Genomic DNA, 13,016 nt, shown 5'->3' with positions numbered 1-13,016 from the left:
AGAGGGCTTGGTTAATTCCTTCACTTCATACAATTTTAATGCCAAGTGAGTTTGATGGCATTGTTAAGAAGTGGGGATTTGATGGCGAGCGCGACGGGAAAACAGCTTCAGCATGGGGAAACGCAGGCGGAAAACCGCGGCGGACCTCATCTTGTCGCGGATAATCCCGGTCTCTGGGTCGATAAACTCGGCAAGAGCTTCAAGGGCCGCCCGGTCGTTCGCGGCGTCAGCTTTCATGTCCAGCGCGGCGAGGCTGTCGGCCTGCTCGGCCCCAATGGCGCGGGCAAGACCACCGTCTTCTACATGATTACCGGCCTCATCCAGCCCGATTATGGAACCATCTCGCTCGATGGCGACGATGTCACCGGTCTGCCCATGTATCGCCGCGCCCGGCGCGGCATCGGCTACCTGCCGCAGGAAGCGTCCATCTTTCGCGGCATGACGGTCGAACAGAATATCCGCGCCGTGCTTGAAGTGATCGAACCGGACCGCGACCGCCGCGAGGCCGAACTCGACGACCTGCTCGCCGAATTCTCGATCACGCATCTCCGGCGCACGCCCTCCATCGCGCTTTCGGGCGGCGAGCGGCGGCGCGTCGAAATCGCCCGCGCCCTTGCCACGCAACCTTCCTTCATGCTGCTCGACGAACCTTTCGCCGGCATCGATCCGATCGCGATCGGCGACATCCGCGATCTCGTGGCGCATCTGAAGGATCGCGGCATCGGCGTTCTCATCACCGATCACAATGTTCGCGAGACATTGGAGCTCATCGACCACGCTGTCATCATCCATGACGGCACCGTGCTCATGGAAGGCGACCCTTCCGCCATCGTGGGAAACGAGGACGTGCGGCGGCTCTATCTCGGCGAACGGTTCAGCCTCTAGGAATGAGAGCCGGGGGGCCGACAACATCATGGCACTAGCACCGAGACTCGAGATGCGCCAGGGGCAGTCCCTGGTCATGACGCCCCAGCTGCAGCAGGCGATCAAGCTGCTGCAACTGTCCAATCTCGAACTTGCCGACTATGTCGAACAGGAACTAGAGCGTAATCCGCTGCTCGAAGCGACGACCTCCGATCCTTCCGACCGGACGGGCGAAGAACGCGCCGCGCCTGAAACGGATCGCGAAACCGTCACCACGTCCGAGACATCGCTTTCGCTCACCGATGACGGGCCGCTGCCTGGCCGCGACGGCGACATCGACACCGATTACGACAATGTCTATGCGGATGAATCCCGCGCCGACATGCAGAACGATGCAGCGGCGGCGGCCGCCGACGCGCCGGGACCGACGGGCTCCGACTGGCAGAACATGAAGGGCGGCGGCGGCAATACCGGCGACGGCGATTACGACTTCGCTGCCACGCTGACGCGCGAGGCAACGCTTGCCGAACATCTGACCGAACAGATGAACACCGCGCTCAAGACCGCGGGCGACCGTCTCATCGGCGCCTATCTCATCGACCAGGTGAACGAGACCGGCTACATGACCGCCGATCTCGCGGAGGTCGCCGAACGTCTCGGAACCGATGTCGAGGATGTGGAGGCGGTGCTGCAGGTTCTGCAGACATTCGAGCCGACCGGCATCTGCGCGCGCAACCTCAAGGAATGTCTCGCACTGCAGCTCGCGGAGCGCAATCGCCTCGATCCGGCGATGCAGGCCTTTCTCGACAATCTCGAACTCTTCGCGAAGCGCGATTTCGACACGCTGATGAAGCTCACCGGCGCCGACCGCGAGGATATCGCGAGCATGGTGGAGGACATCCGCACCTGCAATCCGAAGCCCGGCCTCGCCTTTGGCGGAGAGCCTGTCGTGCCGGTGATACCGGACGTCTTCGTGCGTTCGCGCGCCGATGGAAGCTGGATGGTGGAAGTCAATTCCGAGACGCTGCCGCGCGTGCTCGTGAACCAGCAATATTATTCGGAAGTGTCGAAGCTTTCGGGCGATCCGAGCGCCAAGGCCTATCTCTCCGAGTGCCTCAACAATGCGAACTGGCTGGTCAAAAGCCTCGATCAGCGCGCGCGGACGATCCTCAAGGTCGCGTCCGAAATCGTGCGCCAGCAGGATGCGTTCCTCGTTCACGGCATTCAGCATCTGAAGCCCTTGAACCTGAAGACCATCGCCGAGGCGATCTCGATGCATGAATCGACGGTCTCCCGCGTCACCGCCAATAAATACATCGCGACGCCGCGCGGGATTTTCGAGATGAAGTATTTCTTCACCTCCTCCATCGCCTCCTCATCGGGCGGCGCGGCGCATTCGGCGGAAGCCGTGCGTCACCGGATCAAGGAACTGATCGATGTCGAGCGCCCGGATGCGGTGCTGTCGGACGACAATCTCGTCGATATCCTGAAGGGCCAGGGTGTCGATATTGCGCGGCGCACCGTCGCCAAGTATCGGGAAGCACTCAACATTCCCTCTTCCGTGCAGCGCAGGCGCGAAAAAAAGGCCTATGCGTGAGTCTCTCCGCGGCCCTTTTCCCTGCTTGCTTCCCGGCCTATACATGCTTGAAATATAAAGGGTTTCCGGCCCCTTCCGGTGCGCGGTTGACACCCATGAGAGGGCCAACTAGTTTCCACGCGCTCAAACGCCCCCCGGGTCGATTTCCGGGTGGTGAGGCGGTGGGTTAGGCCGCGCAGGCGGCATGTGCAATGGCAAGTTCGAACGCAGGCCGAGCCGTCGTTCGGCGAGTGGCCGCCCGGAAACGGCGTGCAAGGTTTCCTTAAGGGCGGAAGGCCCGGACAAATCGTCCGGCAACCGTCATTTGTAGCGTAGTGACCCCGGGAAGGTCTTTCATGCAGGTTCAGGTCAGCGGACATCATCTCGACGTGGGGGATGCACTCCGCACCCATGCGACCGAGCGGCTCGAAGCCGCCGTGACGAAATATTTCGATCGCCCTGTCGACGGCCAGGTAACGCTGACGAAGCAGGGCCACGAATTCCGGGCCGATTGTTCGGCCCATCTCAGCTCCGGCTTGCGCGTCAACGCGCAGGGTACGGCGAACGAGGTCTACGCCTCTTTTGAAGCCGCGCTTGAGCGGCTGGAGAAGCGTCTTCGCCGTTACAAGCGCCGGCTGAAGAACCACAACAATAACAACAAGGTTGAGCTGCCCGCCGAATCCTACCCGTCCTTCGTCCTTCATCCGGGCGACGAGCACGAGGAAGAGGCGGAAGACGCCCAGCCCGTCATCATTGCCGAAGGCACCACATCCATCCCCGTGCTGAGCGTCGGAGACGCCGTCATGCAGATGGATCTCAGCGAGGCGCCCTTCGTTATGTTCCGTACCGGGAAAGCAAACGGCCTCAACCTCGTCTACCGCAGGCCGGATGGAAATATCGGTTGGATCGATACGAGCCGCGATGTTCAGAAGGCTTGAAACAGTGAGGGCAAAACCCGTTCCCGTCGGCGAGAGCAGGCAGGATGGCGGAAATGCCCAGTCCGTCCGGTCAGGCACGCCGCAAAGGCGGGTGCATCTGGCGGCGTCGCAACACAGGATTCGGATTATGGAGCTTGAAGATCTGGTACAGCCGGAGAGCGTCGTCGCTCACCTGAAAGTGACCAGCAAGAAGCAGGCGCTGCAGGACCTGTCGGAGCGCGCCGCGAAACTGACGGGGCTTTCCGAGCGGGCAATTTTCGAAACGCTGCTGGAGCGCGAACGTCTCGGCTCCACGGGCGTCGGCCAGGGCATCGCCATTCCACATGGCAAGCTCGCCGATATCGACCGTCTCCACGGCCTCTTCGCGCGGCTCGATACGCCGATCGATTTCGAGTCCGTCGACGATCAGCCCGTCGACCTCATCTTCCTGCTGCTCGCGCCGGAATCGGCGGGTGCGGATCACCTGAAGGCGCTGGCGCGCATTTCGCGCCTGCTGCGCAATCCGGCCGTGGTGGAAAAGCTCCGCGCCTCGGAAGACGCCTCCGCGCTCTTCGCGATCCTCACGGAACCGGCCGCCACCAACGCCGCCTGACATTCCGGACACTGAGAAACAAAAAGCCCCGCTCTCCCGAGCGGGGCTTTTTTCGTTCGTCGTGCTGCACGCACTCAGTGGACGCTGAGCGGTTCCAGGTCGTATTGGCGGGCGCCCGCGAAGGCGGCGTCGCGGTCGTCGAGCACGGCCATGCGAACGCCGTTGGCGGCATGCACCGCGAAGAGGCGCGTATCTGCGGGAACATCGAGTTCCGAGCCGATCTCGCCGGCGAGTTCGCCCGCCAGCACTTCGCGCACATAGACGACGTTCGGCACGCCGACATTCGCGAACATTTCGGGCGTCAGCTTGCGAAAATCGTTCACGCCCCAGCCCGTCTTCTCTTCGCCTTCGGCGTCGAATTCGGATTCGTTCATGATCTACTCCTTTCAAGCCCTTCCTTGTTACACGGAAGCAAAGGGCCAACTCCGTCGCTTGAGTTCAATCCGCGCTGCGGGACAGCGGCTCGGATGCGGCTTCGGAAATCTCGATGGTTCGCACTGTCCGGCTCGGTTCGGGCTTTTCGAGATCGACCATCAGGAGGCCGTTCTCAAGCATCGCGCCCTTCACTTCGATCCCGTCCGCCAGAACGAACGAGCGCTGGAACTGCCGTGCGGCAATGCCGCGATGGAGATAGGTGCGGTCGGAGTCGTCGCGCTGCCTTCCGCGGATGACGAGCTGGTTGTTCTCCACCGTGACGGCGAGTTCGTCGCGGGAGAAACCGGCCACCGCCAGCGTGATCCGGAGCTGGTCGCCCGCCTCCGTCGAAACCTGTTCGACATTGTAGGGCGGGTATCCGTCCGACGCCTTGGCCACTCGTTCGAGCAGCCGCTCCATCTGATCGAAGCCCAGGAGAAAAGGGCTGTTGAACTGCATCGTTCGCGTCATTTCCAAAGTCCCGTGTCTCAAGCGACTTTGCCATTCGCGGCCCGTTTCCCGGCACCGCGTGAAGGATATGTGGGGACCCTGTTACATTGTTGCAAGCCGTCCGGCTTGACCCTCGAATTCCGTCCTTGGGAGCGACAAAGGCAGCATGCGGCCTTGAAATGCCCCGCCGAAGGCCGAACTCACAGGGTAAGGCTACTGCAAGCGAAAGGACGATGAGCCATGCTCGAACTTCCTCCCCTCCCCTATGCCGAAGACGCGCTCGCGCCGCATGTCTCGGCGGAAACGCTTTCCTTCCATTATGGCAAGCACCATAAGTCCTATGTCGAGAAGGCCAACGGGCTGATCGAGGGCACGGAGCTCGCCGGCCTGGAACTCGTGCCGCTGATCCGCAAGGTGGCGGGCGATGCGTCGCAGAAGTCGCTCTTCAACAACGCCGCGCAGGTCTGGAACCACGATTTCTACTGGAATTCCATGTCGCCCAAGGGCGGCGGCAGGCCGAAAGGCGCGCTGGCGGAGCGTATCGACGCCGATCTCGGCGGTTATGAGAAATTTGCCGAAACCTTCAAGAAAACGGCGATGGGCCAGTTCGGCTCCGGCTATTGCTGGCTCGTGCTGTCGGGCGGCAAGCTCAAGATCTACAGCACCGCCAATGCCGAGACGCCGATTGCCGGCAAGAAGGATGTTCCCATCCTCACCACCGATGTCTGGGAGCACACCTACTATCTCGACTACCAGAACAAGCGGCAGGACTATCTCGACGCTTTCCTGGACCACCTCGTGAATTGGGAATTCGCGGCCGCGAATTTCGAGAAGGCGGACCTCCAGACCGCCTGACCGGGTGCGGCCCGGCGGCGCAGGGGCTGCCGGGCTCCCCGCCCTTTTTCCAGCGATTCAGCCATTTTTTCTCGATCTTCTCTTCGCGCCTGAATACCCACAATTTTCACATGGGAAAATAGCGGTTGCCTGCGCTACTTGCGCATGATACTGCGAGTCATTCTCATGATGGGAAGCAGGAGCCAAGGGGACCGATGACCAGCAGTACCGCTCCGGACCGGACGATCCGCGTCACGGCGGCAGGCGCAACGCCCGCCGTCGCCAGCGCCGATCTTTTCGCCGGCGGACGGGAGCTCATTATCCGGCATGGCGAGGAGCTTTACCGCCTTCGTCTGACCAACAGCAACAAGCTGATCCTCATCAAATAGAGAAGCGTCCGGCAGGGGCCGGGCGGTCATACAAGGCAACCGAGCCAGCCAGACCCGCGAGCAGAGAAGCGGGGGCCAGCCAGCCAGGAATGCTTTTCACGCATAACCGGGACTGGGAAATGGCAACGATCAATACACGACGACTCCCCCTTCTATCTCTCCTCTTCGCAACCACCTCCCTCGCCGCGATCTCCGTGGCGCAGGCTCAGGACACCACCGGCACAGACACCGGGGAAGACGCGCCCAAGGCGACGCAGCTCGACGCCGTCACCTCCACCGCGACGCGCAATCCGACCGCGATCAACGATGTCGCAGGCACCGTCTCCGTCATCACGGCGGAAGAGCTTGAGCGCCGCAACGCGAATTCGATGCAGGACATCGTGCGCTACGAGCCGGGCGTCTCGGTCAGCAATTCGCCGACCCGCGTCGGCGCCGGCAACTTCACCATTCGCGGCATCGGCGGCAATCGCGTGCTGGTGCTGGTCGATGGCTTCACTGCGCCCGATTACATCGACGCTTCCGCGGGCGGCCTCTATACGCGCGACTTCTTCGATCTCGACAGCATGAAGCGCGTCGAAATCATTCGCGGCCCGGCCTCCGCGCTTTACGGTTCCGATGGTCTCGGCGGCGTCGTCTCCTATGTGACGAAAGACCCGTCCGACTATCTCGATATTTTCGACAAGGATTGGTATGCGAGCCTCAAGAGCGGCTATGACAGCTCCGATGAGAGCTTCACGGAATCGGCAACCGGCGCCGTCCGCGCGGGCAATGTCGAAATGCTCGGCCTCTATACGCGCCGCGACGGCCACGAGGTCGAACCGAACAGCAGCTATGTCGCCAATCCGATCGACTATGAGTCGAACTCGTTCCTCGCCAAGCTCGTCTTCAACGGGCCGGACAGCAACAAGCTCACCTTCACCGGCCAGCTCGACAACAAGCAGGCCGATATCCGCCTCTTGAGCGAAGAAACCGGCACCGTCAATCGTTCCGAAGCGACCGACGAGACCGACCGCTACTTCGTCAGCGCCGCCTACTCCCACCGGATGCCGACGCCGATCGCGGACCGCATGGAACTCAAGATCGGCTACACCAAGCTCGACCGCGTCGAGCATACCGAACAGCTCCGCAGCGGCAGCACGGTTCTCCGCCTCTCCGATCTTCACTTCAATCAGGAGATTCTCAGCGGCGACTTCCAGTTCGGCCTGACGCGCGAATGGGCGGGCTTCACGCATGATTTCACCTATGGCGTGACCGCCGACTACACGGAAACCTCGCGCCCCCGCTACCGGACCGAGACCAACCTCATCACCAACACGACCACCAATGTCGTCGGCTTCGAGACATTCCCGAACAAGAACTTCCCGGATACCGAGACGATCAAGGCGGGCGTCTATGTGCAGGACGATATCGGCATCGGCCGGTTGAACATCATTCCGGCGCTCCGCTTCGACTATTATTCGCTCGATACGAAGATCGACCGGATGTTCCTCAACTCGGCGGGCACCAACGTGCCGGTCGACATGACGGAGACGGAAATCTCTCCGAAGCTCGGCCTGACATTCGCGCTTACCGAGGAATACAAGATCTTCGCGCAATACGCGCATGGCTTCCGCGCGCCGCCCTATGACAGCGCAAACTATGCCTGGCAGCACACGACCTTCGGTTATGAAATCATTCCGAACCCGAACCTGAAGCCGGAAACGAGCGACGGCTTCGAGGCGGGCCTGCGCGGCAAGTTCCGCGACGGATCGAGCTTCTCGGTCGCAGGCTTCTACAACACCTATGAAGACTTCATCGACCAGGTCCTCCTCGGCGTGGGCGGCGTGCCGCCGCTGATGCAGTTCCAGTATCAGAACCTCGCCGAAGTCACGATCTACGGCGCCGAAGCCAAGGGCGAATACCGCTTCCTGCCGGAATGGGCGCTTATCGGCAGCCTCGCCTATGCGCGCGGCGAGGACGACCAGACCGGCGACCCGATCGACTCGGTCGACCCGCTCAAGGGCGTTCTCGGTCTCGCCTATGAAGGCGACAGCTGGGGCTCGCAACTCGTCGCCACCCATGCCTGGCGCGACACGCGCAACGCAACGCCCGGCAATTTCGAGGCGCCGTCCTACACGCTGGTCGACCTCATGGCCTATTACGACATGTCGGAACACCTGACCGTGAATGCCGGCATCTTCAACATCTTCGACGAGGAATATTACTTCGCCCAGGATGTCGCCGGCCTTGCCTCCGGCAGCCCGCTCACCGGGCGCTATGCGCAGCCCGGCCGCAATTTCGGCATCAACGCAACCGTTCGCTTCTGAAGACAGACACGGACATGAGCATGACCGCCACCGCCAACGGACGCATGACAGACGAGAGCGACGGTTCCTCCGTTCTCGTCTGGAACCATCGTGCGCTCCGCCGGCCGGTGGCGGTTTCCCTTCTTCTGCACGCGGCCATCTTCACGGGTGCGCTTGCATGGTGGCAGGGCGAAGGCGCCCCGGCACCGAAAGGACATCCAGACGGTTTTTCCGTCACGCTGGTCAATTTCTCCGAGCCCGCGCCAAAAGCGCCGCAGATACAGGCAAAGCCTGTCGTCGCGCCCGCGCAGCCGGAAGTGAAACCCCAACCGAAACCGGTGGTGAAGCCGGCCGTGGTCGAACGGAAAGTCGAACCCGAGCCGCAGATCACGCCCGACGTCACGCCCGAAATCAGCGCCGCCGCGGCAGAGCCGCTACAGGCAGCCGAAGCCGCCGCGCAACCGGTGCAAACGGCCTCCCTCGCGCCGTCCGTCAGCGATGGCCGCGGCCAGGGCGCCGCCAAGGGATTTGAAGACACGCAAGGCCGCGAAAGCGACAAAGTCTTTCTCACCGAGCCGCGTTTCCGCTCGCCGCCGCGCCCGCCGGTCTATCCGCGCCGGGCGCGCGATCTCGAGCAGGAAGGCGAGGCGCTGATCCGCGTCCGGCTCGATCCGAGCGGCAATGCCGCCGAAGTGCTGGTCTGGAAAAGCTCCGGCTTCGCGCTTCTCGACAAGGCCGCCCTCACCGCCGTTCGCGGCTGGCAATTCGAACCCGCGCGGCGCGGCGGCAAGCCCGTCGTCGCCTGGGTTCAGATCCCTGTACGTTTCGCTCTCAACTGAAGCAGATGAAAGGAAAGACTCCATGTCTGCAAATTCGTCCACCGAGGCGCTGATCGCGCGCCGCGCCGCCCTTCTCGCAGAAGAACCGAACCTGCGCGCCCGCGTGCTCGCGGAAAAGCTCGGTATCAGCGAGGCCGAACTCGTGGCCCTCGGCAATGAGCGGAGCACCGTCACGCGGCTCCGTCCCGAATGGCGCGACATCATCGCCGCCGTTCCCGCGCTTGGCCGCGTCATGGCATTGACGCGCAATGAATCCGTCGTGCATGAGCGCAAGGGCACTTACGGCGCGCTTGAAGGCGGCGGCCATGTCGGCCTCATCGTCGGCGACGACATCGACCTGCGCATCTTCTTCTCGCAGTGGAAGTCCGGCTTCGCCATTGTCGAGGAAATGGAAAGCGGCCCGCGCCGCAGCCTGCAATTCTTCGACGCGCAAGGCACCGCGATCCACAAGATCTACCAGACGGAACAATCGGACGCCGCCGCCTTCGACGCGCTCATTGCGCGTTTCGCGACCGAGGCGTCGCCGCTCGACATCGTGCCTGCGCCCGCGCCCAAACCCGCTCTTCCCGACAGCGAGATCGACGTCGCCGGTTTCCGCGCCGCCTGGGACGCGCTGAAGGATACGCATGAGTTCCACGGCCTTCTCATGAAGTTCAAGACCCAGCGCGTGCAGGCGCTGCGCCTTGCGGGGCCGGACCGCGCGCGTCTCGTGCCGGGCTCCTCGCTCCGTGCGGCGCTTCTCGCGGCGCAAGACACGGCCACGCCGATCATGGTTTTCGTCGGCAATCCCGGCATGATCCAGATCCATACCGGCCCGGTCGAAAACCTGAAACCCACCGGCCCCTGGTTCAACGTGATGGACGAGAAGTTCAATCTCCATCTCCGCGAAGATCACATCGACAGCGCCTGGGTGGTCTGGAAGCCGACCGAAGACGGCACCGTCACCTCGCTCGAACTCTTCGACAAGGAAGGCACGCTGATCGCCACCCTTTTCGGCAAGCGCAAGCCCGGCGTCCCGGAAGACAATGCCTGGCGCGCCATCGTCAACGGGTTGACGGAGCGCGAAGCAGCATGAAGCGTCTTGCCGCCATTCTCGCCGCCGCAACAATCACAGCGGCGGCGGTCGCCGCCCATGCCGCCACGCCCGCGCGCGTTGTCAGCGTCGGCGGCTCGACCACCGAGATCGTCTATGCGCTCGGTGCGGGCGAGAGCCTTGTCGGCGTCGACACGACGAGCCTCTATCCGTCAGCGGCGACCGAACTGCCGAATATCGGCTATGTCCGTCAGCTTTCGGCGGAAGGTCTTCTCTCGCTGAAACCCGACCTGCTGCTCACCGGCTCCGAAGCCGGTCCGCCCGCCGCGCTCCAGCAGGCGGAGGCGATCGGCGTTCCCATCGTGAAGATGAGCGAAGGCTACACGCCTGAAGCCGTCGAACGGCATATCGAGACCGTCGGCAAGGCGCTTGGCCGCGAACAGGAGGCCGCCGAATTGCGTGCGGCCTTCGCGGAAGACATCGCCGCCGTCAATGCGGAGATCGCGAAGACGACTTCCAAACCCCGCGTGCTCTTCGTCCTCCAGACGAGCCGGGGCGCCATGCTCGTTTCCGGCACCGATACGGCGGCAAGCGCGATGATCGAGCTTGCGGGCGGCGTCAACGCCGTCACCGAGTTCAGCGGTTACAAGCCCTTCTCGCCGGAAGCCGCAACGCTCGCGGCGCCGGACGTCATCCTGATGTCCGACCAGACGGTCGAGACGCTGGGCGGTACAGAGATCATCCTCGCCGAACCGGCCTTCCAGGCCACGCCCGCCGGACAAAATGGCCGCGTCGTGATGATGGATGCGCTCTATCTCGCAGGCTTCGGTCCACGCCTCGCCCATGCGCTGCATGATCTCGCGGCGGCGCTTCATCCCGAACATGAGTTCGCACCGCTCCCGGCGCGTCCCTGGACAGAGGCGCAATGACCGACATTGCCGAAAGCGCCCCGCCTTCCGCGCGTTCGCTGAAGCGTCCCGCCATTCTCGGCGGGCTCGCGGCGCTTCTCTGTGTAGCCTTCGTCGTCTCGCTGGTAACGGGTGCGGTTCCCGTCAGCGTGCCCGATGTGCTGCGCGCGCTGTTCGGCTTCGATGTCGATGCGCAGACCGCCGCCGTCATCCAGATGATCCGGCTGCCGCGCGCCGTCCTCGCCATCATCGTGGGTGGCGCGCTGGCGGGCGCGGGCGCGGCCTTTCAGGGTCTCTTCCGCAATCCGCTGGCCGATCCAAGCCTGATCGGCGTTTCCAGCGGCGCGGCTCTCGGCGCCGTCTTCGTCATCGTCTTTGGCGGCCTCGTCATCGCCGCCATTCCCGCTGCCGCCTCACCCTTCCTGCTGCCGCTCGCGGCCTTTGGCGGCGGCCTCGCCGCCACCTTCGCCATTCAGGGCCTCGCGCAGTCGCGCGGCGAGGCGGCAACCGCGATGCTCCTCCTCGCGGGCATCGCCATCAACGCGCTCACCTGGGCGCTGACGGGCTTTCTCGTCTATCTCGCCAATGACGCACAGCTTCGCGATTTCACCTTCTGGAGCATGGGCAGCCTCGCTTCCGCCAACTGGAATGCCGTTCTCATGTCGGCGATCCCGATTTCGGCGGCGCTTGCCGTCATCGTCACGCGCGCCCGCTCGCTCGATGCGATGCTGCTTGGCGAGCGCGAGGCGCTTCATCTCGGCGTTCCCGTCCAGCGCCTCAAACATATCGTCATGATCGCCGCCGCCCTCGCCGTCAGTTCCGCCGTCGCGGTCAGCGGCGTCATCGGCTTTGTCGGCATCGTCGTGCCGCATGTCGTGCGCATGATCGCGGGGCCGGATCACCGCATCGTGCTGCCGGGGTCGATCCTCTCAGGCGCGACGCTCCTTCTCGTCGCCGACAGTTTCGCGCGCATCGTCGTCGCACCCGCGGAACTTCCCATCGGTCTCGTCACCGCCGCCATCGGCAGCCCTTTCTTCCTCTGGCTCCTCATGCACCGCAAGAGGTCCGCATGATCCGCGCCCGGGGCATCACCATCCTTGCCGGCCGCAAGCGTCTCCTCTCCGGTGTCGATGCCACCATCCCGCCCGGCCGCGTCACCGCGCTGATCGGTCCCAACGGCGCCGGCAAGTCGACGCTCATCTCCGTCCTTGCCGGCGAGCGCCGTCCGGACGAAGGCGAGGTGTCGCTCGAGGCGGCGCCGCTCGCCCATGCGCCGCAACGCGAACTCGCGCAGCGCCGCGCCGTGCTGTTGCAGAACACGGTGCTCGATTTCGCCTTCACGGCGGAGGAAGTGGTCGAGCTCGGCCGCCTGCCCCATAGCGGCACCATGCGCCAGCTTGACGACGAAACCGCCGTCGCCGCTGCCTGCCGTCTCACCGGCATCGACGAGTTCCGCAACCGCTCCTATCAAACACTCTCCGGCGGCGAGAAGCAGCGCGTCCAGTTCGCGCGTGCCATCGCGCAGATCTGGCGCCGTCCGGGCGAGGCCGATGCGGGCCCGCGCTATCTCCTGCTCGACGAGCCGACCTCGGCGCTCGACCTTCGTCACCAGCGCGCGGTGCTCGACGTCGCCCGCCGCCTCGCGGATGAGGGTGTCGGCGTCCTCGCCGCGATCCACGACCTCAATCTCGCCTCCGCCTATGCGGACGACGTCATCCTGCTCCGCGACGGAAGCGTGCTCGCATCTGGTCCGGCGGAAGAAATATTGACCGGGGATAAGCTCGGCGCCTGTTTCGACGTGAAAATAGAAATCCTCACCCGCGAAAACGGCGCGCGCGCGATTCTCGCCTGACGGTTCGAGGCCGAGGCGGACATGCAAAAGCCGGGGACAAGT

At 63.7% G+C, this 13,016-nt stretch carries 14 protein-coding genes; 12 read left to right on the top strand and 2 right to left on the bottom strand.

Features of this window, described 5'->3' with window-relative positions; genetic code table 11:
* Positions 1-81: 81 nt before the first annotated feature.
* The 4 genes from lptB (at position 82) to ptsN (ending at position 3,970) form a co-directional block, all read left to right on the top strand.
* The gene (gene lptB / locus PLAV_RS01000; protein WP_011995107.1) at positions 82-885 is read left to right on the top strand and encodes an LPS export ABC transporter ATP-binding protein; all 804 of its coding nucleotides are present in this window, start codon (positions 82-84) and stop codon (positions 883-885) included.
* A gap of 28 nt (positions 886-913) precedes the next feature.
* Positions 914-2,461, top strand: coding sequence for an RNA polymerase factor sigma-54 (gene rpoN / locus PLAV_RS00995; protein WP_011995106.1), 1,548 nt, complete (start codon positions 914-916; stop codon positions 2,459-2,461).
* A 335-nt stretch (positions 2,462-2,796) separates the two neighbouring features.
* A complete protein-coding gene (gene hpf, locus PLAV_RS00990) occupies positions 2,797-3,378 on the top strand; it encodes a ribosome hibernation-promoting factor, HPF/YfiA family (RefSeq protein WP_011995105.1) in 582 nt (193 codons plus the stop codon).
* A 127-nt stretch (positions 3,379-3,505) separates the two neighbouring features.
* Entirely contained in the window at positions 3,506-3,970 is a 465-nt protein-coding gene (ptsN, locus tag PLAV_RS00985; protein WP_011995104.1) for a PTS IIA-like nitrogen regulatory protein PtsN, read from the top strand.
* A gap of 74 nt (positions 3,971-4,044) precedes the next feature.
* Here the strand turns inward: ptsN and PLAV_RS00980 are convergent, their stop codons facing one another.
* Together PLAV_RS00980 and PLAV_RS00975 are read right to left on the bottom strand one after the other, a co-directional pair.
* Positions 4,045-4,344 carry a DUF1150 domain-containing protein gene (locus PLAV_RS00980; RefSeq protein ID WP_011995103.1) on the bottom strand — a complete coding sequence of 100 codons (300 nt, stop codon included), beginning with the start codon at positions 4,342-4,344 and terminating at the stop codon, positions 4,045-4,047.
* Positions 4,345-4,408: 64 nt separating this feature from the next.
* Positions 4,409-4,855 (bottom strand): Hsp20 family protein, encoded by a 447-nt coding sequence (locus PLAV_RS00975; RefSeq protein ID WP_011995102.1) that lies wholly within the window; start codon positions 4,853-4,855, stop codon positions 4,409-4,411.
* A 219-nt stretch (positions 4,856-5,074) separates the two neighbouring features.
* On the opposite strand from PLAV_RS00975, the gene PLAV_RS00970 reads away from it, so the two are divergent.
* The 8 genes from PLAV_RS00970 to PLAV_RS00940 all read left to right on the top strand — a co-directional run bounded on the left by PLAV_RS00970 (position 5,075) and on the right by PLAV_RS00940 (position 12,974).
* Positions 5,075-5,689 carry a superoxide dismutase gene (locus tag PLAV_RS00970; RefSeq protein WP_011995101.1) on the top strand — a complete coding sequence of 205 codons (615 nt, stop codon included), beginning with the start codon at positions 5,075-5,077 and terminating at the stop codon, positions 5,687-5,689.
* 194 nt (positions 5,690-5,883) lie between these two features.
* Positions 5,884-6,057: a hemin uptake protein HemP gene (gene hemP, locus PLAV_RS19205; RefSeq protein WP_083762447.1), complete on the top strand. Its 174-nt coding sequence runs from the start codon at positions 5,884-5,886 to the stop codon at positions 6,055-6,057.
* Positions 6,058-6,146: 89 nt separating this feature from the next.
* Complete coding sequence (locus tag PLAV_RS00965) at positions 6,147-8,363, top strand: TonB-dependent hemoglobin/transferrin/lactoferrin family receptor (protein ID WP_049767668.1); 2,217 nt, start codon at positions 6,147-6,149, stop codon at positions 8,361-8,363.
* Between the two features lie 20 nt (positions 8,364-8,383).
* A complete protein-coding gene (locus tag PLAV_RS00960) occupies positions 8,384-9,181 on the top strand; it encodes an energy transducer TonB (RefSeq protein ID WP_168713159.1) in 798 nt (265 codons plus the stop codon).
* Between the two features lie 22 nt (positions 9,182-9,203).
* A complete protein-coding gene (locus PLAV_RS00955) occupies positions 9,204-10,256 on the top strand; it encodes a hemin-degrading factor (protein ID WP_011995097.1) in 1,053 nt (350 codons plus the stop codon).
* Complete coding sequence (locus tag PLAV_RS00950; protein ID WP_011995096.1) at positions 10,253-11,143, top strand: heme/hemin ABC transporter substrate-binding protein; 891 nt, start codon at positions 10,253-10,255, stop codon at positions 11,141-11,143. The genes PLAV_RS00955 and PLAV_RS00950 overlap by 4 nt, the downstream gene beginning before the upstream one ends.
* Entirely contained in the window at positions 11,140-12,195 is a 1,056-nt protein-coding gene (locus tag PLAV_RS00945; RefSeq protein WP_011995095.1) for a FecCD family ABC transporter permease, read from the top strand. Before PLAV_RS00950 ends, PLAV_RS00945 begins: the two co-directional genes overlap by 4 nt.
* Positions 12,192-12,974, top strand: a complete 783-nt coding sequence (locus PLAV_RS00940) for a heme ABC transporter ATP-binding protein (protein ID WP_011995094.1) — start codon at positions 12,192-12,194, stop codon at positions 12,972-12,974. The genes PLAV_RS00945 and PLAV_RS00940 overlap by 4 nt, the downstream gene beginning before the upstream one ends.
* The last annotated feature ends 42 nt before the right edge of the window (positions 12,975-13,016 follow it).

It is taken from the genome of Parvibaculum lavamentivorans DS-1 (assembly GCF_000017565.1).
In the GTDB taxonomy this organism is placed as follows: domain Bacteria; phylum Pseudomonadota; class Alphaproteobacteria; order Parvibaculales; family Parvibaculaceae; genus Parvibaculum; species Parvibaculum lavamentivorans.
This window is presented reverse-complemented; position numbering and strand designations above follow the sequence as displayed.